Genomic DNA, 23,052 nt, shown 5'->3' with positions numbered 1-23,052 from the left:
GGTTTCGACTGCTTAGCGGTTTGGATCCGTCGCCTGATGCTTCCGGATTACTCAAGGGTGGATGTTAGAGAACACGACTCGTAAAGCGGCTTTTGCCAGGCAACTCCAGGACCAGTTCCTCACCTTTGTTCAACGCGCCGACTCCCTTGGGCGTACCGGTCAGTACCACATCGCCGGGTTGCAGGGAGAAGTGTGTGCACAGGTGCTGGATCAACGGGATGATCGGGTTGAGCATGTCACGGCTGTTACCGTCCTGGCGTACCTCGCCATTGATGGTGAGGCGAACATCGATATTAGCCAGATCGCTGTAGGCATCACCCGGCACGAAAGGCGCCAGGACACAGGCGCCGTCGAACCCCTTGGCGATTTCCCAGGGATAACCCTTTTCCTTCAAGCGGGCTTGCACATCACGCAAGGTCAGGTCCAGCGCCGGCGCGAAACCCGAAATAGCATCCCGGACCTCTTCTTCGCTTGGCGTGCGTGACAGGGGCTTGCCGATCAATACGGCGATTTCCGCCTCGTAATGCACCGCACCACGGTCTTCAGGAATACTGAAGCCACCTTCAATCGGCACGACCGAACTGGCCGGTTTGATAAAGATGAGCGGCTCGGTGGGTACAGGGTTGTTCAGTTCCTTGGCATGCTCAGCATAGTTGCGGCCAATACAGACCACCTTGCCCAGCGGGAAGTGGATCTTCGTACCATCGACGTACTGGTGTTGGTAGCTCATGGTGAACCGACTCCGAAAGAGGAAAAGTCCCGTTTAATCCTTTATAACCAAAAGCTTGGCCGCATTACCAAGGCAGGCGGCCAAGCATAACGACACGAACCTGAACGTTAGCGGAACGGTCGGTTTATCGCCTGATCCTCAAGGGCTATCAGGCGATGACCTTGCCCGGATTCATGATGTTATTGGGGTCGAAGACTGCCTTGACAGCTTTCATGTAGGCGATTTCGGCTTCTGAGCGGGAGTAGGTCAGGTAATCCCGCTTGGTCATGCCCACGCCATGCTCGGCCGAAATGGAGCCGTTGTATTTCGCAACGGTCTCGAATACCCACTTGTTCACGACCTTGCACTTGTCAAAGAACTCATCCTTGGAGAGATCATCAGGCTTGAGAATGTTCAGGTGCAGGTTGCCGTCACCGATATGGCCGAACCAGATGATCTCGAAATCCGGATAGTGCTCGCCCACGATGTCGTCGATATCACGCAGGAAGGATGGTACGTTCGAAACCGTTACAGAGATGTCGTTCTTGTAGGGTGTCCAGTGGGAAATCGTCTCGGAGATGTCTTCTCGCAGACGCCACAAGTTTTGCAACTGCTGATCGCTCTGGCTCATGACGCCATCGAGCACCCAGCCTTCATTGACACAATGCTCGAAGGTAGCCAGGGCCTGATCGGCGCGCTCGTCCGTTGTCGCTTCAAACTCCAGCAGTGCATAGAACGGGCAGCGGGTATCGAACGGCGCAGGCACGTCACCACGGGCCAGGACCTTGTCCATGGCCTTGTCGGAAAAGAACTCGAAGGCCGTCAGGTCCAGCTTGTCCTGGAAGGCATGCAGTACCGGCATGATCGAATCAAAATCCGGCGTACCGAGCACCAGGGCCGTCAGGTTGGTCGGTTGACGCTCCAGCCGCATCGTAGCCTCGACGACGAAACCCAGCGTGCCTTCGGCACCAATGAAAAGATGACGGAAATCATAGCCGGTCGCGTTTTTCATCAGGCCCTTGTTCAGCTCGAGCAGCTCGCCCGTACCGGTCACGACCTTGAGGCCGGCTACCCAGTTACGGGTCATGCCGTAGCGGATCACCTTGATGCCACCCGCATTGGTACCGATGTTGCCACCCAGCTGACTGGAGCCGGCCGAGGCAAAGTCGACGGGGTAATAGAGACCTTTGTCTTCAGCAAAGGCCTGCAACTGCTCGGTGATCACGCCCGGCTGGCAGACCACGGTACGATCGAATGTGTTGAAGTCGAGAATCCGGTTCATGTAATCGAATGCCACGACGACTTCGCCATTAGCTGCGACCGCTGCCGCCGAAAGACCGGTACGGCCACCAGAAGGCACCAGGGCCACCCGATGTTCATTGGCCCAGCGCACAATGGCCTGCACTTCTTCTATCGTCTTGGGAAAGACAATGGCAGACGGTGCCGGGGCAAAGTGCTTGGTCCAGTCCTTGCCGTAAGACTCCAGCGAGGCCGCATCCGTGAGCACCTTTCCGGGCTCGACCAGGGTTTTCAGCGATTCGATCAAAGCAGCGTCAATCATGTTGAAACTCTCGTGGCATTCATGGTCGTCCTGAGAACCGCTCAGGTCGTATCCGGGCAAGGAAAAGGGAGAACATGCTAGCATATGCCTACCCTTCGGCGACGCCAGCCGGCAGCCGATTCACACTTCCTCGGGACTACGGGTTCAACGCAGATGAGCAAGACCTCACTCGACAAGAGCAAGATCAGATTTCTTCTTCTCGAAGGCGTACACCAATCGGCAGTAGACACGCTGAAAGCGGCTGGCTACTCCAACATCGAGTACATCTCCAAAGCGCTGCCCGAGGCTGAGCTCAAAGAGAAGATCGCCGATGCGCACTTTGTGGGCATTCGCTCCCGTACTCAACTGACCGAAGAAGTGTTCGACTGCGCCAAGAAGCTGATCGCCGTTGGCTGCTTCTGCATCGGTACCAACCAGGTGGACCTGAACGCCGCCCGTGAACGCGGTATCGTCGTGTTCAATGCGCCCTACTCCAATACCCGTTCGGTCGCTGAACTGGTATTGGCTGAAGCCATTCTGCTGCTGCGTGGCATTCCTGCCAAGAACGCTTCCTGCCACCGTGGCGGCTGGCTCAAGAGTGCCAACAATTCCTTTGAAATTCGCGGCAAGAAGCTGGGCATCATCGGCTACGGCTCCATCGGTACGCAGCTGTCCGTTCTGGCTGAAGGCCTGGGCATGCAGGTCTACTTCTATGACGTTGTCACCAAGCTACCGCTGGGTAATGCACAACAGGTTGCTTCCATCACCGAGCTGCTCGGCATGGCCGACATCGTAACGCTTCACGTACCGGAAACGCCCTCGACCAAACTGATGATTGGCGAACGTGAAATCCGCGCCATGAAAAAAGGCAGCATCCTGCTTAACGCTGCACGTGGCACTGTAGTTGATCTTGAAGCGCTGGCAGCAGCCATCAAAGACGAACATCTGCTGGGTGCTGCCATCGACGTGTTCCCGGTCGAGCCGCGCTCCAACAATGACGAGTTCGTCAGTCCGCTACGCGGCCTGGACAATGTCATCCTGACCCCGCATGTAGGCGGCTCCACTATGGAGGCCCAGGCCAACATCGGTCTGGAAGTGGCCGAGAAGCTGGTGAAGTACAGCGACAACGGTACGTCCGTATCCTCCGTCAACTTCCCGGAAGTGGCGCTGCCCTCTCATCCGGGCAAACATCGTCTGCTGCACATTCACCAGAATGTGCCGGGCGTACTGTCTGAGATCAACCGTGTGCTGTCCGAAAACGGCATCAACATTTCCGGTCAGTACCTGCAGACGGACGAAAAAGTCGGTTATGTGGTAGTCGACGTAGATGCCGCCTACTCTGACATGGCTCAGGAGAAGCTGCAGAACGTCAAGGGCACCATTCGCTGCCGCGTGTTGTTCTAAGCGTTCATCCAACAAAAAGGAGGCTTTGGCCTCCTTTTTGTTTTGTACATGAATACTATTTCGCTTCGAGCGCCTGCAGGTAGGCTACAGCCTCGTTCAGCTCGCTTTCATTGAAGACCTTTACACCGGCACGCCGCAAGGCTGCAGCCGTTACGCCCTCGCCGGAGACTCTACGTCCGGAAAAGGTGCCATCGTAATTCTCATGATTACCGCACGAGGGGCTACGCGCTTTGAGCACCGCTATCTGGATACGATGCTGCCTGACCAGCTCAACAGCCTGACAGGCTCCAGCCAGAAATTCCGCACTGACGTCCTCACCGGTATCGGTCATCACGGGCTGGTAGCCGTCCAGTACGGCAGCGCCTTGTCCACCAGGGATTTCAGCCGGTGGCCGAGGTGTAGGCAGGCCACCGGCAACCTCCGGACACACAGCGACGATACGTCCTTCCGCCAGCCAGGAACTCAACTGATCATAGGGGCCATGAGCGCCCCCGTCATAGCGGACCCGGTGGCCCAGCAGGCAGCGGCTGATCAGTATCTTTTCCATTTACAAAACGTTTTCCAGTACGTTTTCACCCCGCCGGCGAAACCAGCCTGTTAATGACATACGCTCACGCGTCGCAGGCAGGACTTCATGGGGCAAATCGCCAGACATGAAGCAGACCAGGCTGCCACCAGCCGGCAATACATCGCGGGTCTGTCCGTCAGGCAGGTGCATGCGCAGTGCGCCCCCATGCTCGGGCAGCCACGCCTCATTCAGGTACAACACCAGAGACACCATACGCCTGTCGTCATCCTTGAAGCGATCCAGGTGAGTGGCATAAAAAGCCCCTGGCGGATACATTGCAAAATGGCTTTCATAGTCTTCGAGACCCATGAAGAGGCTCTGATTGAAGGCCCGCCGGAGCGCATCCATAAGCGCCAGATAGCGGGCAATAGCAGGCGAAGACTCATCGCCCTCTAACCAGGCAATCTGATCACCACGGACACCTTCGCGAATGACTTGGCTGTCGCCACGCCCGATAGCGGCTGGGGCCAACAGTCCGTGCTGCGCACGTTTGTGGCACTCTTGCGCCAGCGCACGGGTCAGATCATCGGGTAGAAACACAGTCTGATGGGACCAGCCGACATCGGCCAGATCATCGACGATACGCTGCAACAAGGGATGATCAGGGCGAATGGGCATATCGAATTCCTGCGAGACATCGCAACGAGATAACCAGCATAGACAAGAGCGGCTGGCGGCGTCGGCATTGTAATAAGTCGTCAACGCTTCTGCTCAAATTTATACGCTCCGACGAATCGGCCCTTTCCAACCTCGACAGCAACGTGATACCTACCCAGAATACTGTCTTTTTTCTGGCATGCTGCAGCTCAAGGCATGCCCTTGCAGGAGAGTTCATGCGCGTTTTTATTGCTGGTCTGCTACTCGCCATCGGTCTTCCCGCGCTGGCCGATAATTATCAAACCCTTTACCAGACCGCGGGCTGGCCCGAACAGCGCAGCCACTTCCGCGATGCGCTGCAAGCGGCACAGCAGCGCTACCAGAACAGCCTGCCGCCAGCGTTGTACCAGACGCTGGTGGATAACAGTAACCGCCGCTTCTCGGCCGATGCCATCGACCAGCGTGCCATTGGTCAACTGCGCCAGTCGCTGCCGGAGATCAATCCTGCCTTGCAGTTTTTCCAATCGCCTGTAGGCCAGAAGGTCGTCGCGGCGGAGGTCAGCGCCACCCGTAGCGATCAGATCGCCCGCAGCTCGGGTGGCCTGCCCAAGATCCAGGCCAGCGCCGCCCGTCAGACACAGATCAAACGAATCGCTGCAGTGATTCCAGCTCGTGAAGCCGGCGCCGAAGTCAGCATGGCGCTGGCAGGTCTTGCTGCCGACAGTCTGAGTCAGATGCTGCCGGGACTCATGGGCCAAGCGCAGGGCATGATCGGCCAGCAGCGCGAGCGCATCATGCAGCAGATGAACAATGGCGACCTGGAAAACACGTTGCTCTACGTTTATCGCACCCTTTCCGACAACGAGCTGACCCAGTTTGCCGACTTTGCCAGCTCGCCTGAGGGCCATCGCTATTACCAGGCCGCCCTGGCCGCGCTGCGAGCAGGCCTTGGCTCAGGCAGCAACTAAACCCTTCCTCTACGCCAGCCGCTCCCTTAGAAAATCAAAGTAGCGCTGGCGTAACGCTTCGGTTTCGTTGACCAGATGGTGCCGCGCTTCAGGCAGGCGCAGCACCTCTGGCTTGTCGAACTTCTGTTCCAGCACCTGCAGATTGTGTCGCCAATCCACAGTGAAGTCCTGCTCACCCTGGATGATGATGGGCCGATGCAGACTGGGCGAAGCCTTTTCAATACGTGGAATCCAGCGGGCTAGCGCTCCTACCCAGCGACTGGGCAGCTCGCGCGGTTGCAGCAGATCATGATGCTGTAGAAAGGTAAGAAACGCTTCGTCACCAGAGTTGGCCGAAAACCGCCTGGGCAATGCCCGGACAAAGGGGCCAACCAGCCGGTAGGTCAGATGAGACATCTTCCAGCTGCAGGGGCGAACCAGCGGCGCCAGCAGAATCGCTTCGCCTATCTCCGCACCGGGCTGCCCGTTCAACAAATGGTCCAGTACAATCGCACCTCCCGTGCTCTGCCCCAGCAGATGCCAGGGCTGCGGCAGATCAAGGCGTCTGGCCTGATCGAGCAGAGCCTTTAATACCGCTTGATACTCGGCAAAATCATCGATACTTGCGCGCGGACCGCTGGATAACCCGTGCCCCGGCAGGTCGCAAGACAGCACGGCGAAATTCATCGACAGCGCCCAGTCGATTGCATGGCGATACAACCCCATGTGGTCGTAATAGCCATGGAGCACCAGAAACGTGGCCCGCGGCTGGTCATGCCACCACCCTTGCACGGCGATCTCGTAATCAGCCACGCGCATGCAGCCCAGGCGAGCCTGGACGCCTGGGTGCTGCTGGCTCATGTCGAGTCCATAAAAGGACTGATACGCCAGAATGGCCGGGCCAGACTCGCCAGGATCGAGGGACAGTTCCGCCAATAGCGGTCGCAGTTGTTCTGGATGAAACGGCGTGGTCATGGTCGTCACACTAAAAAGAGAGGCCTGCCCATGTAAAGCTTGGACACTTAATCATGTTCTGCTTCACGCCCTGGCGTGGCAAGCTATGTCTTCTTTTGCATTAACAGTCATGCCATGCCCTCTCGTCGATTCACTATTCTGCTCTGCCTGTTCACCATCCTTGTCATTGCTGGTTCGGGTGCTGCCTACTGGTGGTTCGAGCTGCGCTATTTACGGTCGTTTGCCGAGCAGACCGCCTTTTTTGATGGCAGTCATCTACAACTCCCGCCCGAGCTTGCGGGCCCGGGACCGATCCGGCTGGTGCACTTCTGGGACCCGGACTGCCCATGCAACGAAGGCAACCAGGCGCACCTGCGTAACCTGACGGCGCGCTTTGGTGATCGGGGCGTCGAGTTCTACAGCGTGCAGAAACCAGGGAGCGAAGGAAAGCTGCCGTCCATGCTGGATGGACGTCTGAAGGCCCTATCGACGATTCCTGGAGCCGATACGCTGCCCGCCAGCCCGGCCGTGGCCATCTGGGATAATGCTGGCAAGCTGGCTTATGTCGGCCCCTATAGCGAGGGCATGATCTGTACAGCTGGTAACAGCTTTATCGAGCCTATTCTCGAAGCGCTCGTGTCAGGGCGCAGCGTACGGTCGACCAATACCTTGTCGGTAGGCTGCTATTGCAACTGGCAGGGCTGACCCTTTTCTAGTAACGCCAAAGGCCGGGCATCGCATCGACTGCCCGGCCTTTTCGTTTTCACTGTTCTTCCTCTCAGGCACTTCTAATCATTGTTGCGCTCTTAGCAACATAGACTTTTGCAAAATATTGCTAAACAGATAGCTGCCTAGGCAGTATTCTACTCAGACTTAGCTGCCTGGGCAGATACTGCCATGACACGTTTCAAACCAGATAATTTTTCGCTGCGTTACTCGCTCGGCCATCTGATCCACTTGGTCAATTCGCTCAAGGATCGCCTGCTGGACAAGCACCTTGTCACTTATGACATCACGGCTGCCCAGTTCAAGGTGTTGCTGATGCTGGCACGCAATACGGCGGATACGCCTGCAGAGCTGTGCCGTTGCCTGTCCCTCGACAGTGGCGCCATGACCCGCATGATCGACCGGCTGGAAAGCAAGGACCTGATTGCTCGCGTGCGCAGCACCACCGATAGACGACAGGTTCGCCTCGAGCTCACCGAGCAGGGCCACAGCTTGAGCAAACAGATCCCGCAGATTGCAGCTGACGCCATGAACGACCTGACCGGCGAGCTGACCCATTCCGAGACCGATGAGCTGGAGCGCCTGCTCAAGAAGATATTGGTTCCGGCCGGTCTGGTCCCGGCCAATGAAGGAGAACAATAACGCCATGTGCCTTAAATACCCTCTCTCAGCCCTGGCCATTGCCTTGGTGCTGTCGGGTTGCGCGTCACCCACAGGCCTGCATACAGAAGGCCGGGCGCTTGACGCAGCGAGCCTGCACAGCGAGCAGACCGTTGCGGGTTCTGCCCTGTCACCGGCTGCCTGGCCGAAAAGCGACTGGTGGAACACCTTGGGAGATCGCCAACTCGACAGCCTCATCCGTGAAGCGCTGCAATCGAGCCCGGACCTCCAGGTGGCCGATGCCCGCTCCCGTCAGGCCAATGCAGCGGTGATTGCGGCAAACGCCGATCGCCAGCCGACGCTCGATGGCAACGCTTCGATAACCCGCTCCCGGCTGTCACGTCGCGATGATCCGACCGGCCAGGGCGGGCGCTATAGCACGCTGCGCGAGCTATCTATTAACGGCAGTTATACCTTCGACCTCTGGGGTGGCCAACGCGCCGCCTGGGAAGCCGCTTTGGGCCGCGCCCGCGCCAGCGAGGTAGACCGCAAGGCCGCTGAGCTGACCGTGGCCGCCAACGTTACACGCGCCTACAACCAACTGGGTCAGGCTTACGTCATGCTCGACCTGGCCGAGCAAGACCTCAAGCGTACCCGCGGCATGCTCGATCTTGCCCAGCGGCGTGTCTCGGCGGGCCTGGACAGTGAGTTCCAGCTGCAACAGACCCAGAGCCTGGAGGCCGCCTCGGAGGCGCAGCTCACCGCTGCCAAGCAGTCTGTAGAAAGTGCGCAGATCCGTCTGGCCGTCCTGTTGGGTAAAGGTCCTGACCGGGGTGCCAGCATTGGTCGTCCACAACTGATTGCACCCAAGACAATCGCACTGCCCAGCCAACTGCCTGCCGAGCTGATCGGTCGTCGTCCCGACCTGGTAGCCGCACGCTGGCGTGTGGAGGCCGCTTCGCAGGACATTGATTCAAGCCGGACCAATTTCTATCCAAACCTCAACCTGGTCGCCGCGGCCGGTACCGATGCCCTGCTGGGCGACGCCCTGTTTGGAGCACCCAGCCGCTTCTTCAATATCGGTCCAGCCCTGTCGCTGCCGATCTTTGACGGTGGTCGCCGCCGGGCTGACCTGGCCAGCCGCAACGCCGATTACGACCTGGCTGTCGCCCAGTACAACCAGACGCTGGTCAATGCCCTTGGTGATATCGGCGACAGTATTTCCCGGCTGCGCTCGCTGAATCAGCAGATTCAGGAACAGCAGCGTGCCCGCGACATTGCTCAGGCGTCTTTCGACATCGCGATGCAGCGTTACGGCGCCGGTATCGGCAGTTATCTCGACGCGCTGAGCGTCGAGCAACAACTGCTTCAAGCAGACCGCCAGCTGGCCAGCCTCGCGACGGAGCGTATCGATACCTCCGTTTTGCTGATGCAGGCCTTGGGCGGTGGCTTTGAACCCTCTTCTGACACACCGGCGCTGCAACCGGGCCCACGTGTAACTTCGGATCGCTGAGACGTAAGACATGGCTGAATCAAACGCACAAACCGCCACTAACGAGAACAGCAAGCCCAAATCCGGCAAGCGCAAGTTCTTTCTTTTGCTCCTGCTTCTGCTCGTCATCCTGGGAGCAGTGGGCGCTTACTTCTATCACACACTCTATGGCCGTTTTCATGAGGGCACCGATGATGCCTATGTGAGCGGCAACGTTGTCCAGATCATGCCGCAGGTGACCGGTACGGTTGTCAGCATTACCGCTGACGATGGTGACTTGGTGCATGAGGGTCAGGTCCTGGTGAAGTTCGACCCGAGCGACACCGAAGTCGCGCTGCAGAGCGCTGAGGCCAATCTGGCCAAGACGGTTCGTCAGGTCCGCGGCCTGTACAGCAACGTGGACAGCTACAAGGCCCAGGTAGCTTCACGCAAGGTCGAGCTGGAACGTGCACGATCCGACTACAAGCGTCGCCAGGACCTGGCACGCGGCGGTGCGATCTCGCAGGAAGAACTGTCCCATGCCCGTGATACGCTGAACGCAGCTGAAAATGCACTGACCAGCGCCGAGCAACAACTCAGTACCAGCCGTGCACTGGTAGACGATACGGTGATCGCGTCACATCCCAATGTGAAAGCCGCCGCCGCCCAGCTGCGTCAGGCCTATCTGAACAATGCCCGCAGCACCATCATTGCACCGGTGACAGGCTATGTAGCCCAGCGCTCGGTACAGGTTGGCAGCCGTGTACAACCGGGCACAGCACTGATGGCCGTGGTGCCGCTGGATCAGATCTGGATCGACGCCAACTTCAAGGAAACCCAGCTCAGCGACATGCGCATCGGTCAGCCGGTGGAAATTCATTCCGACCTGTACGGTGAAGATGTGAAGTATCACGGTACGGTAGAGAGCCTGGGGGTCGGCACCGGCAGCGCGTTTTCCCTGCTGCCTGCCCAGAATGCCAGCGGCAACTGGATCAAGATCGTGCAGCGCCTACCCGTGCGGATTCGCCTGGATCAGGATGCGCTGGAAAAGCACCCGCTGCGCATTGGCCTGTCGATGAACGTCGACGTCGACCTGCATGACTTGGACGGCCCGGTACTGGCGCAGAAGTCGCTGGCCCAGCCCCGTTATGCTACCGACGTCTATACCCGCCAGCTGGAGGATGCCGATCGCCTGATCGAGCGTCTGATCCACGAGAACGGCCCGGCCTCCCGTGATGTAGCCAAGCGCTAATCGGAGATCACATGAGCGATTCTGCATTCCGCCCGGCGAGCCTGGTGCTCGCCACGGTCGGCCTGTCGCTGGCCACCTTCATGCAGGTGCTGGATACCACCATTGCCAACGTGGCCCTGACCACGATTTCAGGCAATCTAGGCGTAAGCTCCGAGCAGGGTACATGGGTAATCACATCGTTTGCTGTCAGCAACGCGATTGCCCTGCCCCTGACCGGCTGGATGGCACGTCGCTTCGGTGAGGTAAAGTTGTTCCTTGCTGCGGTGGTGCTATTCGTTATCACTTCGTTCCTGTGTGGCATCGCGCAATCAATGCCACAACTGGTATTTTTCCGGGCGCTGCAAGGGTTCGTGGCCGGGCCGCTATATCCCATGGCCCAGACGCTGCTGCTATCAATCTTTCCGGCCGCCAAGCGAGGGATGGCCCTGGCGCTCCTGGCCATGGTCACGGTGGTGGCTCCTATCATTGGCCCGATTGCCGGTGGATGGATCACGGATAACTACACCTGGCCCTGGATTTTCTTTATCAACGTTCCCATCGGTATCTTTGCCACCCTGGTGGTTTGGGCACAGCTGGGCAAAAAGCCGGAGCAGATCATTCGGCAGCCGATCGACTATGTCGGCCTGACGCTTCTGGTAATCGGTGTCGGTGCCCTGCAGGTTGTACTGGATAAAGGCAATGACCTGGACTGGTTCGAATCAAACTTCATTGTCATTGGTAGCTTGATTGCCGTCATCGCGTTGATAGCCTGTGTAATCTGGGAGCTGACCGACAAGCATCCCATCGTGAACCTGCGGCTATTCAAATACCGTAACTTCACATTCGGAACGCTGGCCCTGGTACTGGGCTATTCAGGCTTCTTTGGCATCAACCTGCTTCTGCCCCAGTGGCTGCAAACTCAGTTGGGTTATACACCGGTCTGGGCAGGTTTGGCCGCTGCGCCGATGGGATTTTTGCCTGTGTTCCTGTCGCCGCTGGTTGGCCGGTTCGCCCATAAGACAGACCTACGCCTGCTTGCCGGGGGCTCCTTCCTGGTGATCGGTGCCTCGTGCTTCATGCGTGCCACGTTCAATACCGAGGTTGATTATCGCCATATCGCCGAAGTGCAGATGTTCATGGGGCTGGGAATTGCGCTGTTTTTCATGCCTACGACCAGCATTCTGTTGTCCAGCCTGCCGCCTAAAGACATTGCGGACGGCTCCGGGCTTGCGACATTTTTACGGGTACTGGGCGGTAGTTTCGCGTCGTCACTGACGACCTGGATCTGGGCACGCCGCGCCACGTTCCACCATGCTCAGCTGACCGAGCAGGTAACGGTGTACGACCCAGCGACACGGGACTACATTTCGATGCTGGGGGGCCCCTCTCACGCCACGTACGCCCAGCTCGATCGCGTGGTCGAAAGTCAGGCCTATATGCTGTCCACTATTGATTATTTCACGCTGCTCGGCTGGATGTTCATGGGCCTGTTCCTGATCATCTGGTTGGCCAAACCACCCTTTGGCGCCAAGGGCGCCGCCCCTGCTGGCGGCGATCACTGACAAAAAGGCCGGCATGGAAACATGCCGGCCTTTTATTTTGGCGATTGATCAGTCGACGCAAATCAGACCGCAGCGAAGAAAAGAAAAACAATACACAGCATGCCGAGGGCCCATACCTTGGAGCGCTGGGTAGCACGGTCCTTGATATACAGCCAGGTATAAATGATACGGCTGACTACGAACAGGAGCGCCAGGAAATTGATCGTTCCCTGAGCCGCACCTCCGGTGACATGCGCCACGATCACGGCAGCGGCAAACAGCGGTGTAATTTCAAACGCATTCTGCTGCGCTGCGTTGGCACGCGCCTGGGGCCCTTCCAGCTTGGCAAGGAAATCACGTGGATGCCGGTTGTTGTCCGGCGTAAAGCCACTGCCGGTAAATTTTGCGTACGCCGCGGCGCCATAGGGAATGAGGTAGGCGAATAGGATGCACCAGTAGCCGAACGTCATGGGAATTCCTTGAATTGGCAGACCTGATAGTGACCTGTTTATAAGCCAAAGGTTAGAGCTTTTCCAGACTCTGCACGCTTGATATCTGCTTTCCAGCGAGACGGACATATCAACAAGATGATCCAGGCACCCTCATGGCCTTGGCTACCGTTGTGACTTCTGTCCGCAGCCGTTGCCCTAAAAAACTGTAACTTTCCGCGTCTATAGGTGTTCTTAATGAGAATTACCTAATGGCCATCATGGCCTCTACTTTCTATCGCTGTACTGAAAGGATGTTCAATGCTTGAACTCGCCGCTGCCTTTATCTGTTTTACTGCGCTGCTCACTTATGTGAACTACCGGTTCGTCGGTCTGCCGCCCACGATCGGCGTCATGGTGATCGCACTGGTGTTCAGTGTGCTGCTGCAAATTGCGTCGGCGCTGGGGTTTCCCATGCTGGAGGAAACCATTGAACAGCTGATCCAGAGAATCGACTTCAACGAACTATTGATGAACTGGATGTTGTCATTCCTGTTGTTTGCCGGTGCCTTGCACGTCAATGTTCAGGATCTTCGCAGCTACCGCTGGCCGATCGGCCTTCTGGCTACCCTGGGCGTTCTCGTTTCTACCGCCCTGATCGGCGGAACGGCCTATTACGTCTTTCCCTTGCTGGGCTGGCATGTAGACCTGGTGTATTGCCTACTGTTTGGCGCGCTGATTTCTCCAACCGACCCGATTGCCGTTCTTGGAATCCTGCGTTCAGCCAAGGCGCCAAAGTCATTGGAAATCACCATCGTGGGTGAGTCCCTGTTCAATGACGGCGTTGCCGTTGTGGTGTTTACCGTGCTGCTCGGCATTCTCGCCTCCGGCGAGACACCCTCCGCCGGGCACGCCGTCATGCTGTTTGTCGAGGAAGCCTTGGGCGGCATCCTGTTCGGCTCGGTGATCGGCTATGTCACCTACCGGATGCTCAAAAGCATCGATCAGTACCAGATCGAGGTACTCCTGACGCTTGCGCTGGTTATTGGCGGCGCTGCCGTGGCTCCCCACCTGCATGTATCCGGTCCGATTGCGATGGTCGTGGCCGGCCTGTTCATCGGCAATCGTGGCCGTGAAAAAGCGATGTCCGATACCACACGCCGCTATGTGGACGGCTTCTGGGAGCTGATCGACGAGATCCTCAATGCCATGCTGTTCGTGCTCATCGGCATGGAGCTTTTGCTACTGCCTGTGACAGGACTGCACCTGGCCGCCGCTGTGGCCTTTACCCTGGCCATCCTGCTTATCCGCTGGATCAGCGTGACACCGGTCGTGATGCTGACGCCGCACTGGCGACACATGGCCAAGGGCACCATGGGCATTCTGACCTGGGGCGCACTGCGGGGCGGGATTTCAGTGGCGCTGGCCCTGTCGCTACCGGTAGGTCCGGAGCGGGACCTGATCCTGACCATCACTTACATATTGGTGCTGTTCTCGATTCTCATGCAGGGCCTGACCATCGGACGCGTCGTACGTCGCGTGACAGGTAACGCTCCCTCGGAGCCTGATCAGCACGGGCACTAAGCGTCACCGGTGCTACGGCCGTCCTGACCGTAGCACCGCCCGGATGGCCTTTCGTCGGTCACCCAGCCATTCCTCCCGCCTATTGAGCCAGGTCAGTATGCACTGACGGCTGCCTGTCTATCCTTGCGCTAATCAAGGCGTACTCCGCGCCCGCACTGACTGTCAGGGAGGTGTTATGACAGACCTCAGCGCCCGCGTGACCATCAACGGCCACAGTATTGAGACTTCAACCAGCCGCTCGCTTCTAGAGGCGGTGATCGACTCCGGACAGCCGCTCACCGATGGTGTCGGCTGCATGGGCCAAGGTGTATGCGGCTCCTGCCGCGTGCTGCTGCGCCGCAAGGATTCGCGTGAAGTCACGACGGCCCTGGCTTGTGAAACCGCCGTGGAGGACGGCATGCAGGTCAGCTTTCTGGATCACCTGCCGATGAACCGCCATCACACCTACACCACCAATGACTGGGACGATACCTGGAACCTGCTGGACCGCATCAACAGCGCCTTTCCCGAAGCCAGCCACTGTCGGCACTGCGGCGGATGCGACCGTGCCTGTCCCAAGCATCTTGAAGTCCAGAAAGGCGTAAACCTGGCCGCGTCGGGCGATTTGAGCGCAACCAAGGTGTTCGATGAATGCATCATGTGCAACCTCTGCACCATTGCCTGCCCGGAACACATCTCGCCCAACCACCTGGGGCTGTACATTCGCCGGATGACGGCATCCGTGATGTTGCGTCCTTCCGACCTGCTGCTGCGACTACGTCAGATCGACCTGGGCGTCATGCCGGTCGATCCAAACGTCGAGCTCACCTGAGGATTTGGCCATGAGCGGAATTGCCTACGAACTTGCCCTGGCGAACCTGAGCCGGTGCGACGGCATGGCGCCCCCGGCAGTGGACAAAACACCATTGTTGCAACGCTATCACCCGGATTACCAGGAGGGTACTCGTACTCGCCTGAGCATCGGGGCCAACCGCGGTGATGAATGCCCCTCCCGGCTGGCCGCCCTACTGCAGAGCAATGCGCAGATCAGTGATGCCGATCTGGCAGGTGCACCGGTCATCAATACCGAAGTACTGGTCATCGGAGGCGGCGGTGCGGGCTGTGCGGCCGCGCTGACAGCCGCCGAACAGGGGCGACGCGTCATCCTGGCGACCAAGCTACGCCTGGGTGACAGCAATACCGTCATGGCGGAAGGCGGGATCCAGGCCGCTGTCGGTGAAGAGGACAGCCTGCAGCGTCACTTCGAGGACACCCTGCGCGCCGGCCACCTGTGTGCAGACCGTACGCTGGTGGCTCGCCTGGCAGAGTCGGGACCTGATTGCATTCGTTGGCTGATTAGCCGCGGCATGCTGTTCGACCTGGCCGAAGGCAGCCCGGTAGGTGGCAAACTCTTACGTAAGAAACCCGGCGGTGCAACATGCGCCCGCATCCTTTCCTACCGCGACTATACCGGCCTTGAGCTGATGCGCGTCCTGCGTGAGGCCGTGGAGCTGGATGACCGTATCTCGCTGTGGAATCGCTGCCCGCTGGTAGAGCTGCTCTCCGACGAGAGCGGCCAATGCGTAGGAGCCGTGCTGTACAACCTCGACTGGCATGGGTTCATTCTGGTACGCGCCAGCCGGGTAATCCTGGCGACAGGCGGCGCGGGACGGCTGCACCTGAACGACTTCCCAACATCCAACCACTACGGTGCAACCGCAGACGGACTGGTGCTCGCCTATAGGATGGGCGCTCGACTGCGGGAGCTGGATTCGTTCCAGTACCACCCGACCGGCCTGGCCTGGCCTTCGCACCTGGTTGGCGGCTTGATTTCCGAGGCGGCGCGCTCTGCTGGCGCCTGGCTGATCAATGGTGAAGGCAGGCGCTTTGTTGATGAGCTGCAACCACGCGATGTAGTGGCCGCTGCCATTCTCAAGGAGTGCGCAGAGGGCCGTGGGGTGGAGCGTGACGGTAATCTGGGCGTCTTCCTGGATACCCCCGGTCTTGAGCGCAGGCATCCGGGCATCCTGGAAGAGCGACTGGTCAGTCTGGGGCATCTGGCCCATCGCTGCGGAATCGATCCCAAGATCGAGCCCATGATGGTACGGCCTACCCTGCACTACCAGAACGGCGGTGTGGAAATCGACGAACACGGCGCGACAGCCATACCCGGCCTGTATTGCGCAGGCGAAATCAGCGGTGGCATCCACGGCCGTAACCGCATGATGGGCAATGCCTTGCTGGAAATCATCGCGTTCGGCCGCCGGGCGGGGCAGCATGCAGGCGCGACAGCCAGTCCGAAACCCGCCCCCAAGGTAGGTCTGTATCACCTGTACGACTGGCAGCGGCAAATCACATTGGCAGGGCTGCCCACCCATGTCTGCGGCCCCTGTCTGTTTCCTGATTACGGCAATTTCGATCTGCGCCGCGATGTGGCCCTGCGTGCCAGCGCACCCGGTGCCGTTCAGGCCATGCTGGCCGGCATGACGCCGTCCTGAGGAGTACCGTCATGAGTTTCACACCTGTTCTGCTCTCACCCTCAGCCCAGGTCGGAGCCAATCTGCAAGCCTGGTTTGCTCAGGGCGGCGGCCAGGGATTACGTCAGGCACTGGCCGCGCCACACGCCATCATCCCCCTTCTGGAGGAAGCCGGCCTAAGGGGTATGGGAGGTGCCGGCTTTCCTACCCATCGCAAATGGGCACCTGCGGCTGCGCAACCGTCATACCTGGATAAATACGTCGTCTGCAACGGCAATGAAGATGAGCCCGGCACCTTCAAGGATCGCGTACTGCTGGAAAAATCTCCGCATCAAGTTATCGAAGGTGCGCTGATTGCCGCCACGGCCATTGGGGCCAACCATGTACTGCTCTATGTGAATCCCCATCAGAACGCGTCCGTCGCGTCATTGAGACAGGCCGTACAGCAATGGCAGACAGAGCCGCTCTTTCAAGAGCTGGCAGCCCTGCAGGGTCGACCAATCGACCTGCGCGTAGTGGAAAGCTCGGGGCTGTACATTGGAGGCGAGGAAACAGCCGTCATTGCCACCCTCGATGGAGGCTTTCCCTTCCCCCATCGCAAGCCACCCTACCCGGCCGAGTGCGGGGTGGATAACAAGCCTACCCTTATCAACAACACCGAGACGCTGGCCAACGTCCCGCATATTCTGCGGCACGGTGCAGACTGGTATCGCCATCTGGGTATGGGCAGCGCTGCAGGTACCAAGCTCTACTCGCTTTCCGGCGATGTGCTCAAGCCGGGGCTGTACGAACTGCCGATGGGTACGTCGCTGCGCGCGCTCATTTTCGAGCACGGCGGCGGCATGCTGCAGGGCCGCGCCTTCAAGGCCGTCTTTACCGGCGGTCCATCTAATACACTGTTAACCGAACAGCACCTTGATGTAGCGCTGGATTTCGATTCTGTGAAGGCACGCGGATCCAGCCTGGGGACCGGGGCCATGATTGTGATCTCCGAAGGCACCAGCATCGTACGCAAGGTGGCCGAGTATGTGGACTTCTTTGCTGCAGGTTCCTGCGGGCAATGTCCACCTTGTAAAACAGGCACTTATCAGCTGTCTCGCCTGCTACGACGGATCGATACCGGTGGCGGTCTGCACAGTGATCTGCGTGCCCTGGAAAGCTTGTGCGAGTTACTGCCCGGCAGCGGGCGCTGCGGCTTGATCGACGGCGCAGTAACAGTCGTGCGTAGCTCACTAATGCAGTTCAGGGAAGATTATCAGCGGCAACTGATCGACTAATCTGCGACAATTGGCCGCTCTAGCGCGCTTATCAATGGGGCAGAATACGACCTATTGATTAGGGCGCTAACGTTAGTTTTGGTCTACGGTGCCCGCAGCTCCGCCCCGTCATGACAATGATAAGACTGGAAAGCGGGCATGCTTCTATCCTTGCTGTGAGGTTCCACTGATGAGTGATCGCATCCGCCACCCCGCGTTCGCTGCCCTACGCATGTCTGCCGAGCAGGCAGCTCGCCATATTCGCCATGGCATGACCGTTGGCATGAGCGGTTTTACCGGCGCAGGTTACCCCAAGGCCGTTCCTGGTGCCTTGGCCCAGCACATCACCGAAGCCCATGGCCGAGGCGAGCCGTTTCGTATTCGTGTCCTGACGGGCGCATCCACTGCGCCTGAACTGGACGGTGCGCTGGCCCGCGTCGACGGTATCGAGTTGCGTGTACCGTTCCAGTCCGACCCCGAGCTGCGCAGCCGCATCAATGCCGGCCAGCTGGATTACATGGATATTCATCTGGGGCAACTGGCTGAAAAGGTTCGCTACGGCTTTTTCGGCAAGGTTGACATTGCCGTGGTGGAAGTAACCGCCATTCGTGAAGACGGCAGCCTGGTACCCTCCTCCTCGGTCGGCAACAACAAGACCTGGCTGGACATGGCCGATGCCGTGATTCTGGAGGTGAACCGCTGGCAGCCGGATGCGCTCGACGGTATGCACGACATCTTCTATGACACCGCCTTGCCGCCCAACCGTACCCCTATCCCACTGACCCATCCGGGTGAGCGTGTAGGTGAGCCTTATTTGCAGGTGCCGTTGGAGAAAGTAGTGGCCGTGGTCGAGACCGACGCGCCAGACCGCAACAGCCCGTTCAAGGCACCGGATGCTGCCTCCAAGGCCATTGCCGAGCATATGATCGATTTCCTGCGCTTCGAAGTGCGTCAGGGTCGTATTCCGGCCAACCTGCTACCGATCCAGTCCGGGGTCGGCAACATCGCCAATGCCTTCATGCAGGGGCTGGGCGAAAGCGAATTCGCGGGCCTGACCGCCTTTACCGAAGTGATCCAGGACGGCATGCTCGAACTCCTGATCAGCGGCAAGATGGACCTGGCTGCTGCTACCTCGTTCTCCCTGAGCCCGGCCGGTATCGAGCGTTTCCTCGAACACTCGGAAATGCTGCGCAAGAAAATCATCCTGCGCCAGCAAGGCGTGAGCAACCACCCCGAGCTGGTGCGTCGCCTGGGCTGTATCGCACTCAACGGAATGATCGAGGCCGACATTTACGGCAACGTGAACTCCACGCACCTCATGGGCACACAGATGATGAACGGCATCGGTGGCTCAGGCGACTTTGCCCGTAATGCCTACCTGTCAGTCTTTATGGCGCCGAGCACGGCAAAAAATGGCCTGATCTCCACGATTGTGCCGATGGTGAGTCATGTCGATCACACCGAGCACGATGTCAGTGTCATCGTGACCGATCAGGGTCTGGCTGATCTGCGCATGCTCAGTCCTAAGCAGCGTGCCAAGGTCATCCTGGAAAAATGCGTTCACCCCAGCTATCGCGACATGCTGGCGGACTACATCGATCGGGCCAACAGTGGCAGCTACGGCAAACACACGCCTCACCTGTTGCCGGAAGCCCTCTCCTGGCATGAACGCTATCTGGTGACGGGCAGCATGTTCCGTCCGGAAGCCAATCAGGCACAGGATTGATCCTGCCCTGACGAAAAGCCCCAGCGTCTATTAGGCGCTGGGGCTTTTTATACGCTCAAAGTGGGGCAGGGTCACCTAATGCGCCAGCTGCTCCCGCACAGACCACATACCTACGGTATGCAGAAGAGGTCTGTGTAACTCGAAATCGGGTTAGTCAGCTCAGGGCCTTGATCAACTCGTCTTTCTTCATGCGCGAGCGACCGGTAACGCCTTGCTCTGCGGCTTTCTTCATTAGTTCATCACGTGTCATGTCACTCAGCGATGTACTGCCGCGACGTCCGCGCGTCGACGCGCTACGACTGGGTGAGCGTCCTGAATTCGGCGAATGCCCATGCTTGGTTGCGACCGCACGGCGAGCAGAGTCCTTACGATCGGCGCGCTTGGCCGTCTCGCTTTTCTGTTTGCCGGAGCCACTCTTGTTGCCGCCACCAGACTGCTTGTTGACGGTAGCCCAGGCACGCGCCTCCGCCTGATCTTCCGACATGCCCTTGGCTTCGTAGCTTTCCTCAATGTGCTCGGCCTTGCGCTTTTGTTTATCGCTGTAGGTTGACTTGTCGCCGCGTGGCATAGGTGCCTCCTGTTCAGACGGATCAGTCTTCGGCTTTGATCGTTGCTACGTCATCAGCCCGGACGCGAATCTGGCGGCCGGAAACGTCTTTGAATTCATAGAAACCATCGGCAGTTTTAGTGTTGGGTTTGTCCTGGGTGATGTACTCGGTACCATCCTGCAGGGTCACAACCGTGGCGGTGGAACAACCGCCCAAAACAACAGCGCTCAGCAGCAGTAATACACCCGCAAAACTCTGTGTCAGGTTTTCCCTGAATGCGCGAATCATTGCGCTACTCCATCATCCAGTCGGTGGATCGAAACATCACTGATGCCCACGATAGGCAAGCCCGGTTCGAGATCGAACAGCAGGTACTGTGCATCGTTGACGGCAATCAGATGCTTGACGGCCAGCTCACGAACCACATCGGTGACCGGTACATTCAGGTCGGCAATGCGGTCGGTGTGGGGCTCGCCCAGCAGTTTGTAGTGAATTTCATACTCCTGGCCCATATCGCTCATGGCTTCGGTCTCCCTGAGTGAGATACACCTGTTTTGAGAGGTATAACCCTTCACTTGTTCTGTCACGCCCGCTGAACGGTCGCTTCGTTGCGGCTTGGCAGATAAACGGTAAAGCCTGATTAGTTCCCTCTTTTCATCTGTTGAAGCAGGGCCTTGCACTGGTTGTCCTGACTGTTATTGCTCGGGGCCACAAGTGCCAGCAGGCCCGCAGCCGGGGCGGCAAATGTGGCAAGCAGTGCGGCAGCGGCGCCCCGTGCAGCCAAGGGCAAGGGTTTGACGCCTGGCGAAGGATTCTTCAATGTTCCCCGCACATACAAAGGCGAGCGGAGCGAGAAGATGCGATAGCCCTTGCTGTGCGGCTCAATGGACAGGTCAATCTGCTCGTTAGCAAAGTTGACGGTGCCGTCGATGTTGATCAAAGCGTTTTCCGTATCGAATACGAAGACACGCGTCTTCATCAGTCCATTCGTGACCTGCAGATCCGACGCAGCGCAATTGATCGCCACCTCATCGTCACCAAACAGGCGGCTGACCAGATAGTTGCCCACATTGAGGCCAGCGATTTCCATCAGACTACGACTGATGGAGCCATCATTCATCAGCACCTTGAGTTCACCATTGCTGCTGCCCAGCAGTGCTGCGACCGAGTTACCCGTTCCCGTCAGGGTGGCATCACCGTTGAGTTCGCCAAAGCTGTCACGCATAGCTTCAACCGTAGGGAACAGCTGCTTGAGTTTGACGCCCCGTATGTGCAGATCCATCCGGGCGGGCATGGGGCTCTTGTCTCCTTCCAGCCGAACCGTGCTATTCAGCGCACCGCCTGCGGCGCCAAAGCGCAGTGGATCGATGAGCAGGACGCCATCGGTCAGCTTCAGATGCAAATACAGATCAGACAGCGGCAATGAGGCATTCTGAACGATGCGCTGGCCGGTAAACTTCACGTCGGCATCCATGGCGCGCCACCGTTCGGTACGAAACTCGGAGACAGGTAGCGCCTTTTCCGCAGGCTGCTTGTTCTCTTCACCGCGGGCCTGCTTCTGCTCGGCAGAGTCGGCGCCGATAAGAGGCGCCAGATCAGCAAAAAGCAGCTGATTTGAGGTCAGTTCGCCGGTCAGTTTTGGCCGTGGCTTGCCCCCTGTATATTGCAGATCTCCATGAAGATCGCTCTGCCCTACCTTTCCAGAAAAGTCCTCGTATTGGAAACGTGGCCCGGCCGGGTCGTTGAGGACAATGGTAAGGTGTCCATCAGTCGAGTACGGCGCCGTTTCCGGGAGCGTTACGCCCGTCAGGCGATAGAGCTGCCCCAGGCTCTGTCCGGACAGTTTGAGCCGCAGATCCAGAGCCCCCAGCTTGAGCGGTTCGGTCAGCGTTCCGAAGACATTCAGGTGCGTGGCACCCGCGCGGACATCGGCCTGAATGGGAAAGGGTGCGTCCGGATCATGCAATGCCAGCAGCCCACCGATCTTGCCGCTGCCCTCCACGGGTTGTTCTTTGTACCGGCCCTTTACGGTCCAGCCAAATTGCAGTGCCTGGGTCTGCTTGACATTGGCCCGCTGCCGCTGAGTCCCGGCCTGCCCAACGATGTCGGCATAGGCAATCGGCGCATCCAGTGAAGTGATAGTGGTTTTGACATGGGCCTGAACGATGTCATCGTCATAAGCAACGCGGCCGGCGTCAAAGCCAATGGTGCCGATGTCTACGGTCCAGGCTGAGGATGCTTCGTTTGGATTCTTTTCCTGTTTGTCGCCTTGGTCAAAGGTCCAGGTATTACGGCCATCGACCAGGCGTTGCAGGTTGGCTTCCGGCTTGGTCACGTCGATACGTGGGATATAGACCTGCTTGCTCAAAAGCGCCAGAGGCGAGATCCGCAACTGTACCCGGTCCAGGTGCACGAAGCGTGGATTGCTTGCCCAGGAGGGGTTGCCGATCTCGATGTTTTCCGCCGAGATGTGCGGCCACGGGACCCAGGCCCGCCAGCCGCCTTGATCTGTTTCGCGGCGCCAGTCCACACCCAGATTGCCGTTGATGGCGAACGAACGGTTGAGTGCGGCTGACGCCTTGTCATTGAGGGTAGGCTTGAGCCGGTTCCAGTCGAACGTCGAGACGAAGACGATCATCACGACGATTAACGCCACCAGGATGCCTAGCGTCCAGACGATGATTTTCCGGGTCCGTGTCACGCCTTTTCTCCGTTTCGCCAGCCATCAGAAGGTCACGACGTTATGCCATGTACCTACTACGTCAA

Annotated in this window: 22 protein-coding genes; 12 read left to right on the top strand and 10 right to left on the bottom strand. The window is 58.6% G+C overall.

Going from position 1 to position 23,052, the window contains the following annotated elements; genetic code table 11:
• Nucleotides 1-64: 64 nt before the first annotated feature.
• Nucleotides 65-730 carry a fumarylacetoacetate hydrolase family protein gene (locus AC4LF3_RS03150; RefSeq protein ID WP_491834755.1) on the bottom strand — a complete coding sequence of 222 codons (666 nt, stop codon included), beginning with the start codon at nt 728-730 and terminating at the stop codon, nt 65-67.
• A gap of 148 nt (nt 731-878) precedes the next feature.
• Nucleotides 879-2,270 carry an FAD-binding oxidoreductase gene (locus AC4LF3_RS03145; RefSeq protein ID WP_219650829.1) on the bottom strand — a complete coding sequence of 464 codons (1,392 nt, stop codon included), beginning with the start codon at nt 2,268-2,270 and terminating at the stop codon, nt 879-881.
• A 153-nt stretch (nt 2,271-2,423) separates the two neighbouring features.
• Here AC4LF3_RS03145 and serA point away from each other — a divergent pair, with 153 nt between their 5' ends.
• Nucleotides 2,424-3,653 (top strand): phosphoglycerate dehydrogenase, encoded by a 1,230-nt coding sequence (gene serA / locus AC4LF3_RS03140; protein ID WP_037030737.1) that lies wholly within the window; start codon nt 2,424-2,426, stop codon nt 3,651-3,653.
• A gap of 55 nt (nt 3,654-3,708) precedes the next feature.
• Here the strand turns inward: serA and AC4LF3_RS03135 are convergent, their stop codons facing one another.
• Both AC4LF3_RS03135 and AC4LF3_RS03130 read right to left on the bottom strand, forming a co-directional pair.
• Nucleotides 3,709-4,200: a 2-thiouracil desulfurase family protein gene (locus tag AC4LF3_RS03135; protein WP_312270562.1), complete on the bottom strand. Its 492-nt coding sequence runs from the start codon at nt 4,198-4,200 to the stop codon at nt 3,709-3,711.
• Nucleotides 4,201-4,839, bottom strand: a complete 639-nt coding sequence (locus AC4LF3_RS03130) for a 2OG-Fe(II) oxygenase (protein ID WP_491834754.1) — start codon at nt 4,837-4,839, stop codon at nt 4,201-4,203. It abuts the gene before it with no gap.
• A 215-nt stretch (nt 4,840-5,054) separates the two neighbouring features.
• On the opposite strand from AC4LF3_RS03130, the gene AC4LF3_RS03125 reads away from it, so the two are divergent.
• Complete coding sequence (locus AC4LF3_RS03125; protein WP_312270563.1) at nt 5,055-5,786, top strand: DUF2059 domain-containing protein; 732 nt, start codon at nt 5,055-5,057, stop codon at nt 5,784-5,786.
• Nucleotides 5,787-5,795: 9 nt separating this feature from the next.
• Here AC4LF3_RS03125 and bipL read toward each other — a convergent pair whose 3' ends face one another.
• Nucleotides 5,796-6,740: a phospholipase BipL gene (gene bipL / locus AC4LF3_RS03120; RefSeq protein ID WP_491834753.1), complete on the bottom strand. Its 945-nt coding sequence runs from the start codon at nt 6,738-6,740 to the stop codon at nt 5,796-5,798.
• A 114-nt stretch (nt 6,741-6,854) separates the two neighbouring features.
• On the opposite strand from bipL, the gene AC4LF3_RS03115 reads away from it, so the two are divergent.
• The 5 genes from AC4LF3_RS03115 (at nt 6,855) to AC4LF3_RS03095 (ending at nt 12,309) form a co-directional block, all read left to right on the top strand.
• Nucleotides 6,855-7,424 carry a DUF6436 domain-containing protein gene (locus AC4LF3_RS03115; RefSeq protein ID WP_010796970.1) on the top strand — a complete coding sequence of 190 codons (570 nt, stop codon included), beginning with the start codon at nt 6,855-6,857 and terminating at the stop codon, nt 7,422-7,424.
• Between the two features lie 192 nt (nt 7,425-7,616).
• The gene (locus tag AC4LF3_RS03110) at nt 7,617-8,087 is read left to right on the top strand and encodes a MarR family transcriptional regulator (RefSeq protein WP_491834752.1); all 471 of its coding nucleotides are present in this window, start codon (nt 7,617-7,619) and stop codon (nt 8,085-8,087) included.
• 4 nt (nt 8,088-8,091) lie between these two features.
• Nucleotides 8,092-9,558 (top strand): efflux transporter outer membrane subunit, encoded by a 1,467-nt coding sequence (locus AC4LF3_RS03105; RefSeq protein WP_150348070.1) that lies wholly within the window; start codon nt 8,092-8,094, stop codon nt 9,556-9,558.
• A gap of 10 nt (nt 9,559-9,568) precedes the next feature.
• Nucleotides 9,569-10,768 carry an HlyD family secretion protein gene (locus AC4LF3_RS03100; protein WP_491834751.1) on the top strand — a complete coding sequence of 400 codons (1,200 nt, stop codon included), beginning with the start codon at nt 9,569-9,571 and terminating at the stop codon, nt 10,766-10,768.
• A gap of 11 nt (nt 10,769-10,779) precedes the next feature.
• On the top strand, nt 10,780-12,309 hold the full coding sequence (locus tag AC4LF3_RS03095; protein WP_491834750.1) for a DHA2 family efflux MFS transporter permease subunit: 1,530 nt from the start codon (nt 10,780-10,782) through the stop codon (nt 12,307-12,309).
• A gap of 62 nt (nt 12,310-12,371) precedes the next feature.
• Here AC4LF3_RS03095 and AC4LF3_RS03090 read toward each other — a convergent pair whose 3' ends face one another.
• Nucleotides 12,372-12,758, bottom strand: coding sequence for an MAPEG family protein (locus tag AC4LF3_RS03090; RefSeq protein WP_010796965.1), 387 nt, complete (start codon nt 12,756-12,758; stop codon nt 12,372-12,374).
• 279 nt (nt 12,759-13,037) lie between these two features.
• On the opposite strand from AC4LF3_RS03090, the gene AC4LF3_RS03085 reads away from it, so the two are divergent.
• From AC4LF3_RS03085 to scpC, 5 genes are all read left to right on the top strand, one after another.
• Nucleotides 13,038-14,300 carry a cation:proton antiporter gene (locus AC4LF3_RS03085; RefSeq protein WP_312270567.1) on the top strand — a complete coding sequence of 421 codons (1,263 nt, stop codon included), beginning with the start codon at nt 13,038-13,040 and terminating at the stop codon, nt 14,298-14,300.
• Nucleotides 14,301-14,475: 175 nt separating this feature from the next.
• Nucleotides 14,476-15,111: a 4Fe-4S dicluster domain-containing protein gene (locus tag AC4LF3_RS03080; RefSeq protein WP_491834749.1), complete on the top strand. Its 636-nt coding sequence runs from the start codon at nt 14,476-14,478 to the stop codon at nt 15,109-15,111.
• Between the two features lie 10 nt (nt 15,112-15,121).
• The gene (locus AC4LF3_RS03075) at nt 15,122-16,777 is read left to right on the top strand and encodes an FAD-binding protein (protein ID WP_491834748.1); all 1,656 of its coding nucleotides are present in this window, start codon (nt 15,122-15,124) and stop codon (nt 16,775-16,777) included.
• Nucleotides 16,778-16,788: 11 nt separating this feature from the next.
• Nucleotides 16,789-18,033 (top strand): complex I 51 kDa subunit family protein, encoded by a 1,245-nt coding sequence (locus tag AC4LF3_RS03070; protein WP_491834747.1) that lies wholly within the window; start codon nt 16,789-16,791, stop codon nt 18,031-18,033.
• A 169-nt stretch (nt 18,034-18,202) separates the two neighbouring features.
• Complete coding sequence (gene scpC / locus AC4LF3_RS03065; protein WP_491834746.1) at nt 18,203-19,738, top strand: succinyl-CoA:acetate CoA-transferase ScpC; 1,536 nt, start codon at nt 18,203-18,205, stop codon at nt 19,736-19,738.
• Between the two features lie 154 nt (nt 19,739-19,892).
• Here scpC and AC4LF3_RS03060 read toward each other — a convergent pair whose 3' ends face one another.
• The 4 genes from AC4LF3_RS03060 to AC4LF3_RS03045 form a co-directional block, all read right to left on the bottom strand.
• Nucleotides 19,893-20,306: a Rho termination factor N-terminal domain-containing protein gene (locus tag AC4LF3_RS03060; protein WP_010796959.1), complete on the bottom strand. Its 414-nt coding sequence runs from the start codon at nt 20,304-20,306 to the stop codon at nt 19,893-19,895.
• 22 nt (nt 20,307-20,328) lie between these two features.
• A complete protein-coding gene (locus AC4LF3_RS03055) occupies nt 20,329-20,574 on the bottom strand; it encodes a YgdI/YgdR family lipoprotein (RefSeq protein ID WP_122043537.1) in 246 nt (81 codons plus the stop codon).
• Nucleotides 20,571-20,807 carry a hypothetical protein gene (locus tag AC4LF3_RS03050; protein WP_010796957.1) on the bottom strand — a complete coding sequence of 79 codons (237 nt, stop codon included), beginning with the start codon at nt 20,805-20,807 and terminating at the stop codon, nt 20,571-20,573. Before AC4LF3_RS03050 ends, AC4LF3_RS03055 begins: the two co-directional genes overlap by 4 nt.
• Before the next feature lie 119 nt (nt 20,808-20,926).
• Nucleotides 20,927-22,987 carry an AsmA family protein gene (locus AC4LF3_RS03045; RefSeq protein ID WP_491834745.1) on the bottom strand — a complete coding sequence of 687 codons (2,061 nt, stop codon included), beginning with the start codon at nt 22,985-22,987 and terminating at the stop codon, nt 20,927-20,929.
• Nucleotides 22,988-23,052 lie beyond the last annotated feature (65 nt).

It is taken from the genome of Pseudomonas sp. C2.3V (assembly GCF_058536325.1).
Note: the sequence above shows the minus strand (reverse complement) of the source record. Positions and strands in the feature narration are given on the sequence as shown.

Bases quoted from the DNA above. Each gene is read 5' to 3' on its own strand.
- AC4LF3_RS03055 (WP_122043537.1), bottom strand. From the start codon at position 20,574: ATGATTCGCGCATTCAGGGAAAACCTGACACAGAGTTTTGCGGGTGTA.
- AC4LF3_RS03125 (WP_312270563.1), top strand. From the start codon at position 5,055: ATGCGCGTTTTTATTGCTGGTCTGCTACTCGCCATCGGTCTTCCCGCG.
- serA (WP_037030737.1), top strand. From the start codon at position 2,424: ATGAGCAAGACCTCACTCGACAAGAGCAAGATCAGATTTCTTCTTCTC.
- scpC (WP_491834746.1), top strand. From the start codon at position 18,203: ATGAGTGATCGCATCCGCCACCCCGCGTTCGCTGCCCTACGCATGTCT.
- AC4LF3_RS03135 (WP_312270562.1), bottom strand. From the start codon at position 4,200: ATGGAAAAGATACTGATCAGCCGCTGCCTGCTGGGCCACCGGGTCCGC.
- AC4LF3_RS03095 (WP_491834750.1), top strand. From the start codon at position 10,780: ATGAGCGATTCTGCATTCCGCCCGGCGAGCCTGGTGCTCGCCACGGTC.
- AC4LF3_RS03100 (WP_491834751.1), top strand. From the start codon at position 9,569: ATGGCTGAATCAAACGCACAAACCGCCACTAACGAGAACAGCAAGCCC.
- AC4LF3_RS03085 (WP_312270567.1), top strand. From the start codon at position 13,038: ATGCTTGAACTCGCCGCTGCCTTTATCTGTTTTACTGCGCTGCTCACT.
- AC4LF3_RS03105 (WP_150348070.1), top strand. From the start codon at position 8,092: ATGTGCCTTAAATACCCTCTCTCAGCCCTGGCCATTGCCTTGGTGCTG.
- AC4LF3_RS03070 (WP_491834747.1), top strand. From the start codon at position 16,789: ATGAGTTTCACACCTGTTCTGCTCTCACCCTCAGCCCAGGTCGGAGCC.
- AC4LF3_RS03145 (WP_219650829.1), bottom strand. From the start codon at position 2,270: ATGATTGACGCTGCTTTGATCGAATCGCTGAAAACCCTGGTCGAGCCC.
- AC4LF3_RS03075 (WP_491834748.1), top strand. From the start codon at position 15,122: ATGAGCGGAATTGCCTACGAACTTGCCCTGGCGAACCTGAGCCGGTGC.
- AC4LF3_RS03090 (WP_010796965.1), bottom strand. From the start codon at position 12,758: ATGACGTTCGGCTACTGGTGCATCCTATTCGCCTACCTCATTCCCTAT.
- AC4LF3_RS03115 (WP_010796970.1), top strand. From the start codon at position 6,855: ATGCCCTCTCGTCGATTCACTATTCTGCTCTGCCTGTTCACCATCCTT.
- bipL (WP_491834753.1), bottom strand. From the start codon at position 6,740: ATGACCACGCCGTTTCATCCAGAACAACTGCGACCGCTATTGGCGGAA.
- AC4LF3_RS03150 (WP_491834755.1), bottom strand. From the start codon at position 730: ATGAGCTACCAACACCAGTACGTCGATGGTACGAAGATCCACTTCCCG.
- AC4LF3_RS03050 (WP_010796957.1), bottom strand. From the start codon at position 20,807: ATGAGCGATATGGGCCAGGAGTATGAAATTCACTACAAACTGCTGGGC.
- AC4LF3_RS03080 (WP_491834749.1), top strand. From the start codon at position 14,476: ATGACAGACCTCAGCGCCCGCGTGACCATCAACGGCCACAGTATTGAG.
- AC4LF3_RS03130 (WP_491834754.1), bottom strand. From the start codon at position 4,839: ATGCCCATTCGCCCTGATCATCCCTTGTTGCAGCGTATCGTCGATGAT.
- AC4LF3_RS03110 (WP_491834752.1), top strand. From the start codon at position 7,617: ATGACACGTTTCAAACCAGATAATTTTTCGCTGCGTTACTCGCTCGGC.
- AC4LF3_RS03060 (WP_010796959.1), bottom strand. From the start codon at position 20,306: ATGCCACGCGGCGACAAGTCAACCTACAGCGATAAACAAAAGCGCAAG.